This is a genomic window from Pseudomonas graminis (assembly GCF_013201545.1).
GTDB lineage: Bacteria > Pseudomonadota > Gammaproteobacteria > Pseudomonadales > Pseudomonadaceae > Aquipseudomonas.
Map to the genome: position 1 here is coordinate 2,849,928 of NZ_CP053746.1, position 15,040 is coordinate 2,864,967.

Annotated in this window: 12 protein-coding genes; all 12 read left to right on the forward strand. The window is 60.4% G+C overall.

What is annotated here, in order from left to right; genetic code table 11:
* The first annotated feature begins 5 nt into the window (after positions 1-5).
* The 12 genes from uppS to dnaE all read left to right on the forward strand — a co-directional run bounded on the left by uppS (position 6) and on the right by dnaE (position 14,981).
* Complete coding sequence (gene uppS, locus FX982_RS12790; RefSeq protein WP_074891303.1) at positions 6-761, forward strand: polyprenyl diphosphate synthase; 756 nt, start codon at positions 6-8, stop codon at positions 759-761.
* Complete coding sequence (locus FX982_RS12795; protein ID WP_172610965.1) at positions 761-1,579, forward strand: phosphatidate cytidylyltransferase; 819 nt, start codon at positions 761-763, stop codon at positions 1,577-1,579. The genes uppS and FX982_RS12795 overlap by 1 nt, the downstream gene beginning before the upstream one ends.
* Positions 1,576-2,766 carry a 1-deoxy-D-xylulose-5-phosphate reductoisomerase gene (gene ispC / locus FX982_RS12800; protein WP_172610966.1) on the forward strand — a complete coding sequence of 397 codons (1,191 nt, stop codon included), beginning with the start codon at positions 1,576-1,578 and terminating at the stop codon, positions 2,764-2,766. Before FX982_RS12795 ends, ispC begins: the two co-directional genes overlap by 4 nt.
* An 87-nt stretch (positions 2,767-2,853) precedes the next feature.
* Positions 2,854-4,206 (forward strand): RIP metalloprotease RseP, encoded by a 1,353-nt coding sequence (gene rseP, locus FX982_RS12805; protein WP_172610968.1) that lies wholly within the window; start codon positions 2,854-2,856, stop codon positions 4,204-4,206.
* 75 nt (positions 4,207-4,281) lie between these two features.
* Positions 4,282-6,660, forward strand: a complete 2,379-nt coding sequence (bamA, locus tag FX982_RS12810) for an outer membrane protein assembly factor BamA (protein ID WP_172610970.1) — start codon at positions 4,282-4,284, stop codon at positions 6,658-6,660.
* 46 nt (positions 6,661-6,706) lie between these two features.
* Positions 6,707-7,210 carry an OmpH family outer membrane protein gene (locus tag FX982_RS12815; protein WP_037014235.1) on the forward strand — a complete coding sequence of 168 codons (504 nt, stop codon included), beginning with the start codon at positions 6,707-6,709 and terminating at the stop codon, positions 7,208-7,210.
* A 4-nt stretch (positions 7,211-7,214) separates the two neighbouring features.
* The gene (gene lpxD, locus FX982_RS12820) at positions 7,215-8,270 is read left to right on the forward strand and encodes a UDP-3-O-(3-hydroxymyristoyl)glucosamine N-acyltransferase (RefSeq protein WP_172610971.1); all 1,056 of its coding nucleotides are present in this window, start codon (positions 7,215-7,217) and stop codon (positions 8,268-8,270) included.
* Positions 8,271-8,382: 112 nt separating this feature from the next.
* A complete protein-coding gene (gene fabZ, locus FX982_RS12825; protein ID WP_037014232.1) occupies positions 8,383-8,823 on the forward strand; it encodes a 3-hydroxyacyl-ACP dehydratase FabZ in 441 nt (146 codons plus the stop codon).
* The gene (lpxA, locus tag FX982_RS12830) at positions 8,820-9,596 is read left to right on the forward strand and encodes an acyl-ACP--UDP-N-acetylglucosamine O-acyltransferase (protein ID WP_122537369.1); all 777 of its coding nucleotides are present in this window, start codon (positions 8,820-8,822) and stop codon (positions 9,594-9,596) included. Before fabZ ends, lpxA begins: the two co-directional genes overlap by 4 nt.
* A 2-nt stretch (positions 9,597-9,598) precedes the next feature.
* Positions 9,599-10,735 carry a lipid-A-disaccharide synthase gene (gene lpxB / locus FX982_RS12835; protein WP_172610973.1) on the forward strand — a complete coding sequence of 379 codons (1,137 nt, stop codon included), beginning with the start codon at positions 9,599-9,601 and terminating at the stop codon, positions 10,733-10,735.
* An 11-nt stretch (positions 10,736-10,746) separates the two neighbouring features.
* Positions 10,747-11,388, forward strand: a complete 642-nt coding sequence (gene rnhB / locus FX982_RS12840) for a ribonuclease HII (protein WP_172610975.1) — start codon at positions 10,747-10,749, stop codon at positions 11,386-11,388.
* Between the two features lie 71 nt (positions 11,389-11,459).
* Complete coding sequence (gene dnaE / locus FX982_RS12845; protein WP_172610977.1) at positions 11,460-14,981, forward strand: DNA polymerase III subunit alpha; 3,522 nt, start codon at positions 11,460-11,462, stop codon at positions 14,979-14,981.
* Positions 14,982-15,040 lie beyond the last annotated feature (59 nt).

The following is a 15,040-nucleotide window of genomic DNA, read 5'->3' on the forward strand; positions in this document are numbered from 1 at the left end:
CTTTCATGGATAAGACAAAGCTGGCTGCGCCGGCATCGGTGCCGCGTCATGTCGCGATCATCATGGATGGGAACAACCGCTGGGCCAAGAAGCGCCTGCTACCGGGTGTAGCAGGCCACAAAGCCGGCGTCGACGCTGTTCGTGCGGTGATTGAGGTCTGTGCCGAGGCCAAGGTCGAGGTGCTGACCTTGTTCGCGTTTTCCAGCGAGAACTGGCAGCGCCCGGCGGAAGAAGTCGGCGCGCTGATGGAGTTGTTTTTCACGGCGCTTCGCCGCGAGACCAAGCGCCTCAACGAGAACGGCATCAGTCTGCGCATCATTGGTGACCGTTCGAGGTTTCACCCTGAACTGCAGGCTGCCATCCGCGAAGCGGAGCAGCGCACGGCTGAAAACAGCCGCTTCGTTCTGCAGATCGCCGCCAACTACGGCGGTCAGTGGGATATCGCGCAGGCGGCCCAGCGGCTGGCGCGCGAAGTTCAGGCCGGCCATCTGCGTCCGGAGGACATCACCCCGGAACTGCTGCAAACGTGCCTGGCCACTGGTGACCTGCCGTTGCCCGATCTCTGCATCCGCACGGGCGGCGAGCACCGCATCAGCAATTTCCTGCTCTGGCAGCTGGCCTATGCCGAGCTGTATTTCTCCGACCTGTTCTGGCCGGACTTCAAACACGATGCCATGCGCACTGCGCTGGCCGATTTCGCTTCTCGCCAACGCCGCTTCGGGAAAACCAGCGAGCAGGTAGAAGCTGGAGCCCGCGCTTAATGCTTAAACAACGAATCATCACTGCGTTGATCCTTGCGCCGCTGGCCCTGTGCGGTTTCTTCCTGCTCGAAGGCGGCAGCTTTGCCTTGTTCATCGGCGCGGTGGTCGTGCTTGGCGGCTGGGAATGGGCTCGCCTATCAGGCTTTGAAGCGCAATCGTCCCGCATTCTGTACGCCGTGGTGGTCGCTGCGCTGCTGTTTCTGCTGTACCTGCTGCCGGACCTTGCGCCATGGTTGCTGGTGGCGGCACTGATCTGGTGGCTGATGGCAACCTGGCTGGTGCTCACCTTTCCCGAGTCCAGCGCGCATTGGGCCAGTGCCATCTGCAAGCTGGTGATCGGCCTGCTGATATTGCTGCCGGCGTGGCAGGGGCTGGTACTGATCAAGCAAATGCCGCTGGGCAACTGGCTGATCCTCTCGGTGATGATCCTGGTGTGGGGCGCCGACATTGGCGCCTACTTTTCCGGCAAGGCATTCGGCAAGCGCAAGCTTGCGCCGAAGGTCAGCCCGGGTAAAAGCTGGGAGGGCCTTTATGGAGGCCTGGCAGCATGCCTGCTGATCACAGCGGTGGTGGGTGTCTACCGCGGCTGGTCACTGGGTGAAATCATCTTCGCCCTGGTGTCTGCAGCGATCGTCGTGCTTATCTCGGTCGTAGGCGATCTCACCGAAAGCATGTTCAAGCGCAAATCCGGAGTCAAGGACAGTAGCAACCTGCTACCGGGCCATGGCGGCGTGCTGGATCGCATCGACAGCCTGACCGCCGCCATTCCGGTGTTCGCCTTGTTGCTCTGGGCCGCCAAAGACTGGGGCGTGATGTGAGTACGCCTCAGCTCATTACGGTACTTGGCGCAACGGGCTCGGTCGGGTTAAGCACGCTGGACGTCATCGCGCGCCACCCGTCGCGGTACCAGGTGTTTGCCCTGACGGGTCATACACGTATGGCCGAACTGCTGGCATTGTGCGTTCGCCATACCCCGCAGTTTGCCGTGGTGCCGACGACGGCCGCCGCCCGCCAGTTGCAGGACGACCTTCGTGCCGCCGGTCTGGATACGCGTGTGCTGGTGGGGGAGGGCGGGCTCTGCGAAGTGTCTGCGCACCCTCTGGTGGATACGGTGCTGGCGGCTATCGTGGGTGCCGCCGGTTTGCGCCCGACCCTTGCCGCAGTCGAGGCGGGCAAGAAGGTCCTGCTGGCCAACAAGGAAGCGCTGGTCATGTCCGGCGCCTTGTTCATGCAGGCTGTCCGCCGCAGTGGCACGGTACTGCTGCCCCTCGACAGCGAGCACAACGCGATCTTCCAGTGCTTGCCGCGTAATTACGAAAGCGGCCTCGAGAAGGTCGGCGTCCGGCGCATTCTGTTGACTGCCTCCGGTGGTCCGTTCCGGCAGACACCGCTCGCCGACCTGGAACACGTCTCGCCGGATCAGGCGTGTGCGCATCCCAACTGGTCCATGGGTCGCAAGATTTCCGTCGATTCCGCCAGCATGATGAACAAGGGCCTTGAGCTGATCGAAGCCTGCTGGCTGTTCGATACGACGCCCGCGCGGATCGAGGTGGTAATTCACCCTCAGAGCGTGATCCATTCGATGGTCGATTACGTCGACGGCTCGGTGCTGGCGCAACTGGGTAATCCTGACATGCGCACGCCGATTGCCCACGCGCTGGCCTGGCCTGAGCGCATTGATTCCGGCGTTGCGCCGCTGGATCTGTTCAGCATCGCCCGGCTGGACTTCGAAGCACCGGACGAAGTGCGCTTCCCATGCCTGCGTCTGGCGCGGCAAGCTGCCGAGGCGGGAGACAGTGCACCCGCAGTGCTGAATGCTGCCAATGAAGTCGCAGTCGCCGCGTTTCTCGACAAGCGCATTCGCTACCCGGAAATCGCGAGTATGATCGACGAGGTTTTGAACCTTGAGCCTGTCGTTGCCGTGTCCGAACTGGAGACAGTGTTCGAGATCGATGCGCGGGCGCGGGCGCTGGCCGAGCAGTGGCTAGGTCGCAATGGTCGCTAGGCAGTCGGTTCAGGCACTGATGATTTCAACGAATTGCACGCAATGTGGGCTTCAACGCACCGCTAGATCGGTACCCGGAGAGCAGCGATGAGCGCGCTATACATGATTGTCGGCACCCTGGTTGCGTTGGGCGTGCTGGTAACGTTTCACGAATTCGGTCACTTCTGGGTGGCGCGTCGGTGTGGCGTCAAGGTCCTGCGTTTTTCAGTGGGCTTTGGCATGCCGTTGCTGCGCTGGAGTGATCGCAAGGGCACCGAATACGTCGTTGCGGCGATTCCCCTCGGCGGCTACGTGAAAATGCTCGACGAACGGGAGGGCGACGTTCCCCCCGAGCTGGCGGATCAATCCTTCAATCGCAAGTCGGTTTATCAGCGCATCGCCATCGTGATCGCCGGCCCGGTCGCCAATTTTCTGCTGGCGATTGTGTTTTTCTGGGTACTCGCCATGCTGGGCAGCCAGCAGGTCCGACCCGTCGTCGGCGGCGTTGAGCCAGGCAGCATTGCGGAAAAGGCCGGGCTGAGTTCCGGTCAGGAAATCGTCTCCGTTGATGGTGAGGCCGTCACCGGATGGGCGGGCGTGAACTTGCAGCTGGTCCGCCGTCTGGGTGAAAGCGGCAGCATTGCGCTGAACGTTCGCGATCAGGGTTACGACGTGGAAACCCCGCGCTCGCTGGTGCTCAACGACTGGCTCAAGGGCGCAGCCGAGCCGGACCCGATCCGTTCGCTGGGTATCCGCCCGTGGCGTCCGGCCCTGCCGCCGCTGTTGGCGGAGCTTGATCCGAAAGGCCCTGCGCAGGCCGCAGGTCTTAAGACCGGCGACCGCTTGCTTGCCCTCAATGGCGAGCCGGTCGACGAATGGCAAAAGGTCGTGGATTGGGTACGTGTCCATCCGGATACGCGGATTTCGGTGGGCGTGGAGCGTGACGGCGCGCGGCTGGATGTGCCCGTTGATCTGGTTGCACGGGGCGAAGGCACTGCCGCGACGGGATATCTCGGCGCCGGCGTTAAAGGTGTGGATTGGCCACCGGAGATGTTGCGCGAGGTCAGTTACGGTCCTGTAGCCGCCGTCGCAGAAGGCGCGCGGCGTACCTGGACGATGAGCGTGCTGACCCTCGATTCGCTGAAGAAAATGTTGTTCGGCGAGCTCTCGGTAAAAAACTTGAGCGGACCGATAACCATTGCTAAAGTGGCGGGCGCTTCGGCCCAGTCAGGCGTAGGTGACTTCCTGAATTTCCTCGCTTATCTGAGCATAAGCCTGGGTGTTCTCAATTTGCTGCCCATACCGGTACTGGATGGGGGGCACTTGCTGTTTTATCTGATCGAGTGGGCGCGTGGTCGACCACTGTCAGAGAAGGTGCAGGGCTGGGGGGTTCAGATCGGTGTCAGTCTGGTGGTTGGAGTGATGTTGCTCGCACTGGTCAACGATCTGGGACGACTGTAAAAGCTACGCCGAATTGTGAATCTGCCGCATTTTGCGGCAGTTTGTTTATTGCCAGTTGGAATAAGAAAGGACTTCATGAAACGTCTGCTGCTAACTGCGGTTCTTGCCGTACTGATGATCGCCGAAGTTCACGCCGAGTCCTTCACTATCTCCGATATTCGTGTCAACGGTCTGCAGCGGGTTTCCGCCGGCAGCGTGTTTGGCGCGCTGCCGTTGAACGTGGGTGAACAGGCCGATGATGGGCGTCTTGTCGACGCAACTCGTGCGCTGTTCAAAACCGGATTTTTCCAGGACATCCAGCTGGGCCGCGACGGTAACGTCCTGGTCATCACAGTTGTCGAGCGTCCGTCGGTTTCGAGTATCGAGATCGAAGGCAACAAAGCGATCACCACTGAGGACCTGATGAAGGGTCTGAAGCAGTCGGGTCTGGCCGAAGGCGAGATTTTCCAGCGCGCCACGCTGGAAGGCGTCCGCAACGAGCTGCAACGTCAGTACGTGGCTCAGGGCCGCTATTCTGCAGAAGTCGCCACCGAAGTCGTGCCGCAGCCGCGCAACCGTGTGGGTCTGAAGATCAACATCAACGAAGGCGCAGTCGCCGCCATTCAGCACATCAACGTGGTGGGTAACTCGGTTTTCCCTGAAGACGATCTGGTCGATCTGTTCGAACTGAAAACCACCAACTGGCTTTCCTTCTTCAAGAACGACGACAAATACGCCCGTGAGAAACTCTCCGGCGACCTGGAACGTCTGCGTTCGTATTACCTCGACCGTGGCTATATCAACATGGATATCGCCTCGACCCAGGTATCCATCACGCCCGACAAGAAAAGCGTGTACATCACCGTCAACATTCATGAGGGCGAGAAGTACAGCGTGAAGTCGGTCAAGCTGAGCGGTGACCTCAAGGTGCCCGAAGATCAGGTCAAGTCGCTGTTGCTGGTCAAGCCGGGCCAGGTGTTCTCCCGCAAGGTGATGACCACGACCTCCGAGCTGATCACCCGCCGTCTGGGTAACGAGGGTTACACCTTTGCCAACGTCAACGGTGTGCCAACGCCGAATGACGAAGACCACACCGTCGACATTACCTTTGTTGTCGATCCGGGCAAGCGTGCATACGTCAACCGCATCAACTTCCGTGGCAACACCAAGACAGCGGACGAAGTGCTGCGTCGCGAAATGCGCCAGATGGAAGGCGGCTGGGCATCCACTTACCTGATCGACCAGTCCAAGACCCGTCTTGACCGTCTAGGCTTCTTCAAGGAAGTGAACGTTGAAACCCCGGCGGTGCCTGGCACCGACGATCAGGTTGATGTGAACTACGCAGTAGAAGAGCAGGCGTCCGGTTCGATCACCGCCAGCGTCGGCTTTGCGCAGAGCGCCGGTCTGATCCTCGGTGGTTCCATCAGCCAGAACAACTTCCTGGGTACCGGTAACAAGGTCAGCATCGGCCTGACCAAAAGCGAATACCAGACCCGTTACAACTTCAGCTACGTCGACCCGTACTTCACGCCTGACGGTGTGAGCCTTGGCTACAGCGCGTTCTACCGCAAGACCGACTACGACGACCTCGACGTCGACGTCGCGAGCTACTCGGTCGACAGCCTGGGTGCCGGTATCAACATGGGCTACCCGATCAGCGAAACCTCTCGCCTGAACTTCGGCCTGTCGGTACAGAAGGATGAGCTGAGCACCGGTAAGTACACCGTTGACGAAATTTTCGACTTCATCGAGCAGGAAGGCGACAGCTTCACCAACTTCAAAGCGTCGGTGGGCTGGTCCGAGTCGACGTTGAACAAAGGCACGTTGCCGACCCGTGGCAGCTCCCAGAGCCTGACCCTGGAAACGACTATTCCGGGCAGCGACCTGTCGTTCTATAAACTTGATTATCGCGGCCAGTTGTTCCACCCGATCACCAGCAACTACACCCTGCGTCTGCACTCGGAACTGGGTTATGGCGACGGTTATGGCTCGACGTCTGGTCTGCCGTTCTACGAGAACTACTACGCCGGTGGCTTCAACTCGGTACGTGGCTTCAAGGACAGCACGCTCGGTCCGCGCAGTACACCAAGTAGCGGCCGTGCAGGCAGTGGCACCCTTGCTGACCCGGACCAGGATCCGCTGCCGTTCGGTGGTAACGTCCTGATCACCGGCGGTGCCGAGATCCTGTTCCCGCTGCCGTTCATCAAGGACCAGCGTTCGCTGCGTACCTCGCTGTTCTGGGACGTGGGTAACGTTTTCAACACCAACTGCGGTTCGCAGAAGACCACGACCGATGGTCAGAAGGTCGAGTGTAATGGTCCAGAGCTGTCGGGCCTGGCCAGTTCCGTCGGTGTCGGCGTGACATGGGTCACTGCCTTGGGTCCGTTGAGTTTCGCCCTGGCGATGCCGGTCAAGAAACCGGACGACAGCACCGAAACCCAGGTCTTCCAATTCTCCCTCGGTCAGACCTTCTAAGGGTCTGATCACTGCTAACGACAACGGATTCTGTAGGAGTTACATCGTGCGTAAGTTGACCCAATTGGCATTGCTGGCAACGGTTCTGATCGCAGGCCCGGCATTTGCTGACATGAAAATCGCAGTACTGAACTACCAGATGGCCTTGCTTGAATCCGACGCAGCCAAACGGTATGCAGTAGATGCAGAGAAAAAATTCGGTCCTCAGCTGACCAAACTGAAGGCTCTTGAGAGCAGCGCCAAAGGTATCCAGGATCGTCTGGTCGCCGGTGGTGACAAGATGGCCCAGCCTGAGCGCGAGCGTCTGGAGCTGGACTTCAAGCAAAAGGCCCGTGACTTCCAGTTCCAGTCCAAGGAGCTGAACGAAGCCAAGGCTGTTGCTGACCGCGACATGCTCAAGCAACTCAAGCCGAAGCTGGACCAGGCGGTAGAAGAAGTCATCAAGAAAGGTGGTTTTGACCTGGTGTTCGAGCGCGGTGCCGTGATTGACGTCAAGCCACAATATGACGTCACTCGCCAGGTTATCGAGCGCATGAATCAGCTGAAGTAAGTTAATGACTGCGACCATCACACTCGGCCAATTGGCCGAGTTCCTCGGCGCCACCCTGCGTGGCCCGGCGGACAAGCAAATCACAGGACTGGCAACCTTGCAGGAAGCCGGTCCTGATCAGGTCAGTTTTCTGGCCAATCCTCAGTACCGAAAATTCCTCGCGACCACCCAGGCCGCTGCCGTGCTGCTCAAGCCGACAGATGCGGAAGGGTATGCCGCCGACGCGTTGCTGGTGCCTGATCCGTATTTGGCCTACGCCCGTATTTCCCATCTGTTCGATCCGAAGCCGAAGGCTGCTGTTGGTGTTCATCCAACAGCCGTGGTGGCGGCGGATGCTTTCGTCGACCCGGCGGCCAGCGTTGGCGCCTATGCGGTCATCGAAAGCGGCGCACGGATTGCGGCCGGCGTGACCATCGGCGCTCATTGCTTCATCGGTGCGCGCAGCGTAATTGGCGAGGGCGGCTGGCTTGCCCCGCGCGTCACGCTGTATCACGACGTCCGTATCGGGCAGCGCGTGGTTATCCAGTCCGGCGCAGTGTTGGGCGGTGAAGGTTTTGGTTTCGCCAATGAGAAAGGCGTCTGGCAGAAGATCGCGCAGATTGGCGGTGTGACCATCGGTGATGATGTCGAGATTGGCGTAAACACCGCCATTGACCGCGGCGCCATGGATGACACCCGCATCGGCAATGGCGTGAAGCTGGATAACCAGATTCAGATCGCTCACAACGTCCAGATCGGCGATCACACGGCCATGGCCGCGTGCGTCGGCATTTCGGGCAGCGCGAAGATCGGCAAGCATTGCATGCTTGCCGGCGGTGTCGGGCTGGTGGGCCATATCGAGATCTGCGACGGGGTTTTCGTCACCGGCATGACCATGGTCACGCGGTCGATCACCGAGCCCGGCTCCTATTCTTCGGGAACGGCGATGCAGCCGGCGGCAGAGTGGCGCAAGAGCGCGGCACGCATGCGTCATCTCGACGACATGGCGCGGCGCCTGCAGCACCTGGAAAAGATTGTCGAGGCAGTGACCTCAGGCGGTAAAGCTTCATCTGATGGCTGATACTTTTTTCTTATCAAGCGTGCACAGCCGATAAACTGCCTCCTTGATTTGCTAGAGGAGTGACGCGCGTTAGTCGCGCCCTCCCAATCTTTACTACAGGCTTCCCTTCGAAATGATGGACATCAACGAAATCCGTGAATATCTGCCGCACCGTTACCCGTTCCTGCTTGTGGACCGTGTGGTGGAGCTGGATGTCGAGACCAAAAGCATTCGTGCCTACAAGAATGTCAGCATCAATGAGCCTTTCTTCAATGGCCACTTTCCTCAGCACCCGATCATGCCGGGCGTGCTGATCATTGAGGCCATGGCTCAAGCGGCCGGCATCCTGGGCTTCAAGATGCTCGATGTGAAGCCTGCCGATGGCACCCTTTATTACTTCGTCGGCTCCGACAAGCTGCGCTTCCGCCAGCCAGTACTGCCGGGCGACCAGCTGATCCTTGAAGCAAAATTCCTCAGCTGCAAGCGTCAGATCTGGAAGTTCGAATGTCAGGCGTCGGTTGATGGCAAGCCGGTGTGCTCGGCTGAAATCATCTGCGCGGAACGCAAACTATGAGTTTGATTGACTCTCGCGCAATCATCGATCCGACGGCCGTACTGGCCGACAATGTGGAGGTCGGCCCGTGGTCGATCGTCGGACCTGGTGTGGAAATCGGCGAGGGTACAGTGATCGGTCCGCATGTGATCCTGCGCGGCCCGACCAGGATCGGCAAACACAACCACATCTACCAGTTTTCCTCGGTAGGTGAGGACACGCCTGATCTGAAATACAAAGGTGAAGCGACGCGTCTGGTGATCGGTGACCACAACGTCATCCGCGAAGGCGTGACGATTCACCGTGGCACCATTCAAGACCGCGCCGAAACCACGCTCGGCGACCACAACCTGATCATGGCCTACGCGCACATCGGGCATGACAGCGTCATCGGCAATCACTGCATTCTGGTCAACAACACCGCGTTGGCTGGCCATGTGCACGTGGATGACTGGGCGATTCTGTCCGGGTTCACCCTGGTGCATCAGTACTGCCACATCGGCGCGCACAGCTTTTCCGGCATGGGCACTGCGATCGGCAAGGATGTTCCGGCGTTCGTCACCGTGTTCGGCAACCCGGCCGAAGCCCGCAGCATGAACTTCGAAGGCATGCGTCGTCGCGGCTTCTCCGAAGAGTCGATTCACGCGCTGCGCCGCGCCTACAAGACCGTCTACCGTCAGGGCCTGACCGTGGAGCAGGCGATCGTCGAGCTAAGCGAACCTGCTGCGCAGTTCCCTGAAGTGGAGCTTTTCCTCAAGTCCATCCAGTCCTCGACCCGCGGCATCACCCGCTGACCATGGCCCGCTTGCGTATTGCGCTGGTGGCCGGAGAGGCCTCCGGCGACATTCTCGGCTCCGGTTTGATGCGTGCAATCAAGGCGCGGCATCCGGACGCCGAATTTATTGGTGTCGGCGGTCCGCTCATGGAAGCCCAGGGCATGACGTCGTATTTTCCGATGGAGCGCCTGTCAGTCATGGGGCTGGTGGAAGTGCTCGGCCGGCTCAAAGAGCTGCTCGCCCGTCGCAAGTTGCTGATTCAGACCCTCATTGACGAGAAGCCCGACGTGTTCATCGGCATCGATGCCCCGGATTTCACCCTCAATATCGAGCTCAAACTGCGTCAGGCCGGGATCAAGACCGTTCATTACGTCAGCCCGTCCGTATGGGCGTGGCGGCAGAAGCGTGTTCTGAAGATCCGCGAAGGCTGCGACCTGATGCTGACGTTGCTGCCGTTCGAAGCCCGTTTCTATGAAGAGCAAGGCGTGCCAGTGCGTTTCGTCGGGCACCCGTTGGCCGACACCATTCCACTGCAGGCGGATCAACTGGCGGCGCGCGCCGAACTTGGCCTGGGCGAAGGCCCGGTGGTCGCGTTGATGCCGGGCAGTCGCGGTGGTGAAGTCGGGCGTCTCGGTGCGCTGTTTTTCGACGCGGCCGAACGCCTTCTCGCCGCGCGTCCCGACATCCGTTTCGTGCTGCCCTGTGCCAGCCCTCAACGCCGTGAGCAGATCGAGCAACTGCTGCAAGAGCGCGATCTTCCACTGACTTTGCTCGACGGCCGGTCCCACGTGGCGTTGGCAGCCTGCAATGCCGTGCTGATCGCTTCCGGGACCGCGACCCTCGAAGCGCTGCTGTACAAACGACCGATGGTGGTTGCCTATCGTCTGGCACCACTGACCTACTGGATACTCAAGCGGATGGTGAAAAGCCCGTACGTGTCGCTGCCGAATTTGCTGGCCCAGCGCTTGCTGGTTCCGGAGCTTCTGCAGGACGCGGCGACCGCCGAGGCCCTGGCGCAGACGCTGTTGCCGTTGCTGGAAAACGGCGACGCACAGACGGCCGGCTTCGACGCGATTCACCGAACCTTGCGTCGCGATGCTTCCAATCAGGCCGCCGAAGCGGTGCTGAACCTGATTGGCGTAACGCCTTCACAATGAGCAGGCAATCAATGCAAATGGGTCTGGACTTCAATCTTGTCGAGGATCTGGTCGCCGGTGTCGACGAAGTCGGTCGCGGCCCACTGTGTGGCGCCGTGGTCACTGCGGCGGTCATTCTTGACCCCAAGCGCCCGATTCTGGGCCTGAACGATTCGAAGAAGCTTACGGAAGCCAAGCGCGAACGACTGTTCGACGAGATCTGCGAGAAGGCGCTGTGCTGGCACATCGCGCGGGCTGAAGTCGAAGAGATCGACGAGCTGAATATTCTTCACGCCACCATGCTGGCGATGAAGCGCGCGGTAGAAGGCTTGATCATCACGCCGAAACTGGCGCTGATCGACGGCAACCGCTGCCCGCAGCTGTCGGTGCCCAGCGCGCCTGTCATTCAGGGTGACGCCCATGTGCCGGCCATTGCCGCCGCGTCGATTCTGGCCAAGGTCAGTCGCGACCGGGAAATGGCGCGCATGGAGCTGCTCTATCCGGGCTACGGCATTGGCGGCCACAAGGGTTATCCCACGGCCGTGCACCTTGAGGCCCTTGCGCGTTTGGGCCCGACGCCCATTCACCGGCGCTCCTTCGGCCCGGTCCGTCAGGCCTGGGCGGCGCGGGACATGATGGTCGCCACCGGCTTCATGTCGCTGCCACTCAGTTGATCGCGGGCTGATGTTTTTCTGAATGGCCGGTACAATCCGGCCTTCGTTTTTTCTGCACCATAGGATCAACCATGCCGGCTTCTTTCGTTCATCTACGCCTGCACACCGAATACTCCCTCGTTGATGGTCTGGTCCGTGTAAAACCCTTGGTGAAGGCGCTCACGGCCATGAACATGCCGGCCGTGGCGGTGACCGACCAACACAACATGTGTTCGTTGGTGAAGTTCTATAAAGCCGCCATGGGTGCGGGGATCAAGCCGATCTGCGGCGCCGACATCTGGCTGGCGGGGCGTGATCGGGATGCACCGCTCAGCCGTCTGAGCCTGCTGGTGATGAACCCCAAAGGCTACCTGAACCTCACCGAACTGATTTCACGTGGCTTCATGCATGGCCAGCGCAACGGCCTGGTCGTTATCGAGCGCGAGTGGGTGGCCGAGGCCAGCGAAGGGCTGATTGCCCTGTCTGCGGCGAAGGAAGGCGAGATCGGCATGGCCCTGCTCGGTGGCAATCCGGCCGAAGCCGACGAGTTGCTGAAAGAGTGGCTGACGGTTTTTCCGGACCGCTTCTACATCGAAGTCCAGCGCACCAACCGCATCAATGATGAAGAACATCTGCACGCCGCCGTCGCCCTGGCCGAACGCCATGGCGTGCCGCTGGTGGCCAGCAACGACGTGCGTTTCATCAAGCAGGAAGATTTCGAAGCCCACGAAACCCGCGTGTGCATCGGCGAAGGCCGGGCGCTGGACGATCCGCGTCGCTCGCACAACTACAGCGATCAGCAGTACCTGAAGAGCGCGGAGGAGATGGCCGAGCTGTTCAGCGATCTGCCTGACGCCCTCGCCAACACCGTCGAGATCGCCAAGCGCTGCAACATCGACGTCAAGCTGGGCACGCACTTTCTGCCCAACTTCCCGATTCCCGATGGCATGACCATCGACGAGTATTTCCGCAAGGTGTCCTTCGAGGGGCTGGAGGAGCGCCTTGCCGTGCTCTGGCCGAAAGAAACCACGCCGGACTACGAGGCCAAGCGGCAGGTGTACGTCGACCGCCTGAATTTCGAGCTGGATATCATCATCCAGATGGGATTCCCCGGTTACTTCCTGATCGTTATGGACTTCATCCAGTGGGCCAAGAACAACGGCGTGCCGGTGGGTCCGGGCCGGGGGTCGGGTGCCGGTTCGCTGGTGGCCTACGTGCAGAAGATCACCGACCTCGACCCGCTGGAATACGACCTGCTGTTCGAACGTTTCCTCAACCCCGAGCGGGTCTCCATGCCCGACTTCGACGTCGACTTCTGTATGGATGGTCGCGACCGGGTCATCGAGTACGTGGCCGAGAAATACGGCCGCAACGCGGTCAGCCAGATCATCACCTTCGGCTCCATGGCCGCGAAAGCGGTGGTCCGGGACGTCGCGCGGGTGCAGGGCAAGTCCTACGGATTGGCGGATCGTCTGTCGAAGATGATTCCCTTCGAAGTCGGCATGACACTGGAAAAAGCCTACGAGCAGGAAGAGATCCTGCGCGACTTCCTCAAGGTCGACGAGGAAGCGGCTGAGATCTGGGAAATGGCGCGCAAGCTCGAAGGCGTTGTGCGTAACGTCGGCAAGCACGCCGGTGGTGTGGTCATCGCGCCTACCAAGCTGACTGACTTCTCGGCGATCTACTGCGATGAAGAGGGCGGTGGCCTGGTCACCCAGTTCGACAAGGATGACGTCGAGGCCGCTGGTCTGGTGAAGTTCGACTTCCTCGGTCTGCGCACCCTGACCATCATCGACTGGGCACTGAAGACGATTAACCGCGACCGCGCCAAGGTCGACGAAGAACCCCTCGACATCGCGTTCATCCCGCTGGATGACATGCCGACCTACGAGCTGCTGCAGCGCGCCGAAACCACGGCCGTCTTCCAGCTTGAATCCCGCGGCATGAAAGAGCTGATCAAAAAGCTCAAGCCCGACTGCCTGGAAGACTTGATCGCACTGGTGGCGCTGTTCCGTCCCGGTCCTTTGCAATCGGGCATGGTTGACGACTTCATCAACCGTAAACACGGTCGTGCGGAGCTGTCGTATCCCCACGTCGATTACCAGTACGAAGGCCTCAAGCCGGTGCTTGCGCCGACCTACGGCATCATCCTGTATCAGGAACAGGTGATGCAGATTGCTCAGGTCATGGCCGGTTACACCCTTGGCGGCGCTGACATGTTGCGTCGTGCAATGGGCAAGAAGAAGCCCGAGGAAATGGCCAAGCAGCGCGGCGGTTTCATCGAAGGTTGCAAGACCAACAACATCGACCCTGACCTGGCCGGTAACATTTTCGACCTGGTAGAGAAATTCGCCGGTTACGGTTTCAACAAGTCGCACTCGGCGGCCTACGGGCTGGTGTCGTACCAGACCGCCTGGCTCAAGCGTCACTACCCGGCGCCGTTCATGGCGGCGGTGCTTTCAGCGGACATGCACAACACCGACAAGGTCGTGACCTTGATCGAAGAAGTGCGGATCATGAAGCTGCGCCTGGATGCGCCGGACGTGAACAACTCCGAGTTCAAGTTCACCGTGAACGACGACGGCCGCATCGTCTATGGCCTCGGCGCGATCAAAGGCGTCGGCGAAGGCCCGGTGGAAGCGATCACCGAAGCGCGTCAGGAAGGCCCGTTCGCCGACCTGTTCGATTTCTGCGCCCGCATCGACCTCAAGCGCGTCAACAAGCGCACCCTCGATGGCCTGATTCGCAGCGGTGCCTTGGACCGTCTCGGCCCGTTCTTCTATGACGAGCCAAAACAGTATCAAGCCAATATCGACCGTAACCGCGGTGTCCTGCTGGCCGCACTCGAAGAAGCCATTCAGGCCGCCGAGCAGACCGCCCGCAGTCACGACAGCGGCCATGCCGATCTCTTCGGCGGCCTGTTCGTTGAAGCCGACGCCGACGTTTACGCGAACCACCGCAGCGCCAAAGACGTCACTCTCAAGGAACGGCTGCGTGGCGAAAAAGAAACCCTGGGCCTGTACCTGACCGGGCACCCGATCGACGAATACGAAGGTGAGATCCGCCGCTTCGCGCGTCAGCGCATCGTCGATCTGAAGCCCTCGCGGGAGACCCAGACCATCGCCGGGCTGATCATTGCGCTGCGGGTGATGAAGAACAAAAAGGGCGACAAGATGGGCTTCATCACCCTGGACGACCGTTCCGGACGTATCGAAGCGTCGCTGTTTGCCGATTCGTTCCAGGCGGCTCAGTCGCTGCTGCAAACCGATGCGATGGTGGTGGTGGAAGGGGAAGTCAGCACCGACGACTTCTCCGGGGGCCTGCGGTTGCGCGCCAAACGGGTGATGAGCCTGGAAGAAGCGCGCACCGGGCTGGCGGAAAGTCTGCGCCTGAACGTGCGGGCCGAAGCGCTCAAGGGCGACCGGCTGCGCTGGCTGGGCGAGCTGTGCAAGAAGCACCGCGGCGCGTGCCCAATCACCCTCGACTACACCGGGCAGGAAGCCAAGGCATTGCTGCAGTTCGGCGAAGCGTGGCGGATCGATCCCGCAGACAGCCTGATTCAGGCGCTGCGTGACCAGTTCGGACGAGAGAACGTCTTCCTGCAGTATCGCTGACACCGATCAGCTCAATATTGATGACCTCGACACTTTAAACTCGACCGAAAGGCGCCCGC

What these genes read in the sequence shown, in the direction of transcription:
- uppS (WP_074891303.1), top strand. Translation starts at nt 6, where the DNA reads ATGGATAAGACAAAGCTGGCTGCGCCGGCATCGGTGCCGCGTCATGTC.
- FX982_RS12795 (WP_172610965.1), top strand. Translation starts at nt 761, where the DNA reads ATGCTTAAACAACGAATCATCACTGCGTTGATCCTTGCGCCGCTGGCC.
- rseP (WP_172610968.1), top strand. Translation starts at nt 2,854, where the DNA reads ATGAGCGCGCTATACATGATTGTCGGCACCCTGGTTGCGTTGGGCGTG.
- bamA (WP_172610970.1), top strand. Translation starts at nt 4,282, where the DNA reads ATGAAACGTCTGCTGCTAACTGCGGTTCTTGCCGTACTGATGATCGCC.
- lpxD (WP_172610971.1), top strand. Translation starts at nt 7,215, where the DNA reads ATGACTGCGACCATCACACTCGGCCAATTGGCCGAGTTCCTCGGCGCC.
- fabZ (WP_037014232.1), top strand. Translation starts at nt 8,383, where the DNA reads ATGATGGACATCAACGAAATCCGTGAATATCTGCCGCACCGTTACCCG.
- lpxA (WP_122537369.1), top strand. Translation starts at nt 8,820, where the DNA reads ATGAGTTTGATTGACTCTCGCGCAATCATCGATCCGACGGCCGTACTG.
- lpxB (WP_172610973.1), top strand. Translation starts at nt 9,599, where the DNA reads ATGGCCCGCTTGCGTATTGCGCTGGTGGCCGGAGAGGCCTCCGGCGAC.
- rnhB (WP_172610975.1), top strand. Translation starts at nt 10,747, where the DNA reads ATGCAAATGGGTCTGGACTTCAATCTTGTCGAGGATCTGGTCGCCGGT.
- dnaE (WP_172610977.1), top strand. Translation starts at nt 11,460, where the DNA reads ATGCCGGCTTCTTTCGTTCATCTACGCCTGCACACCGAATACTCCCTC.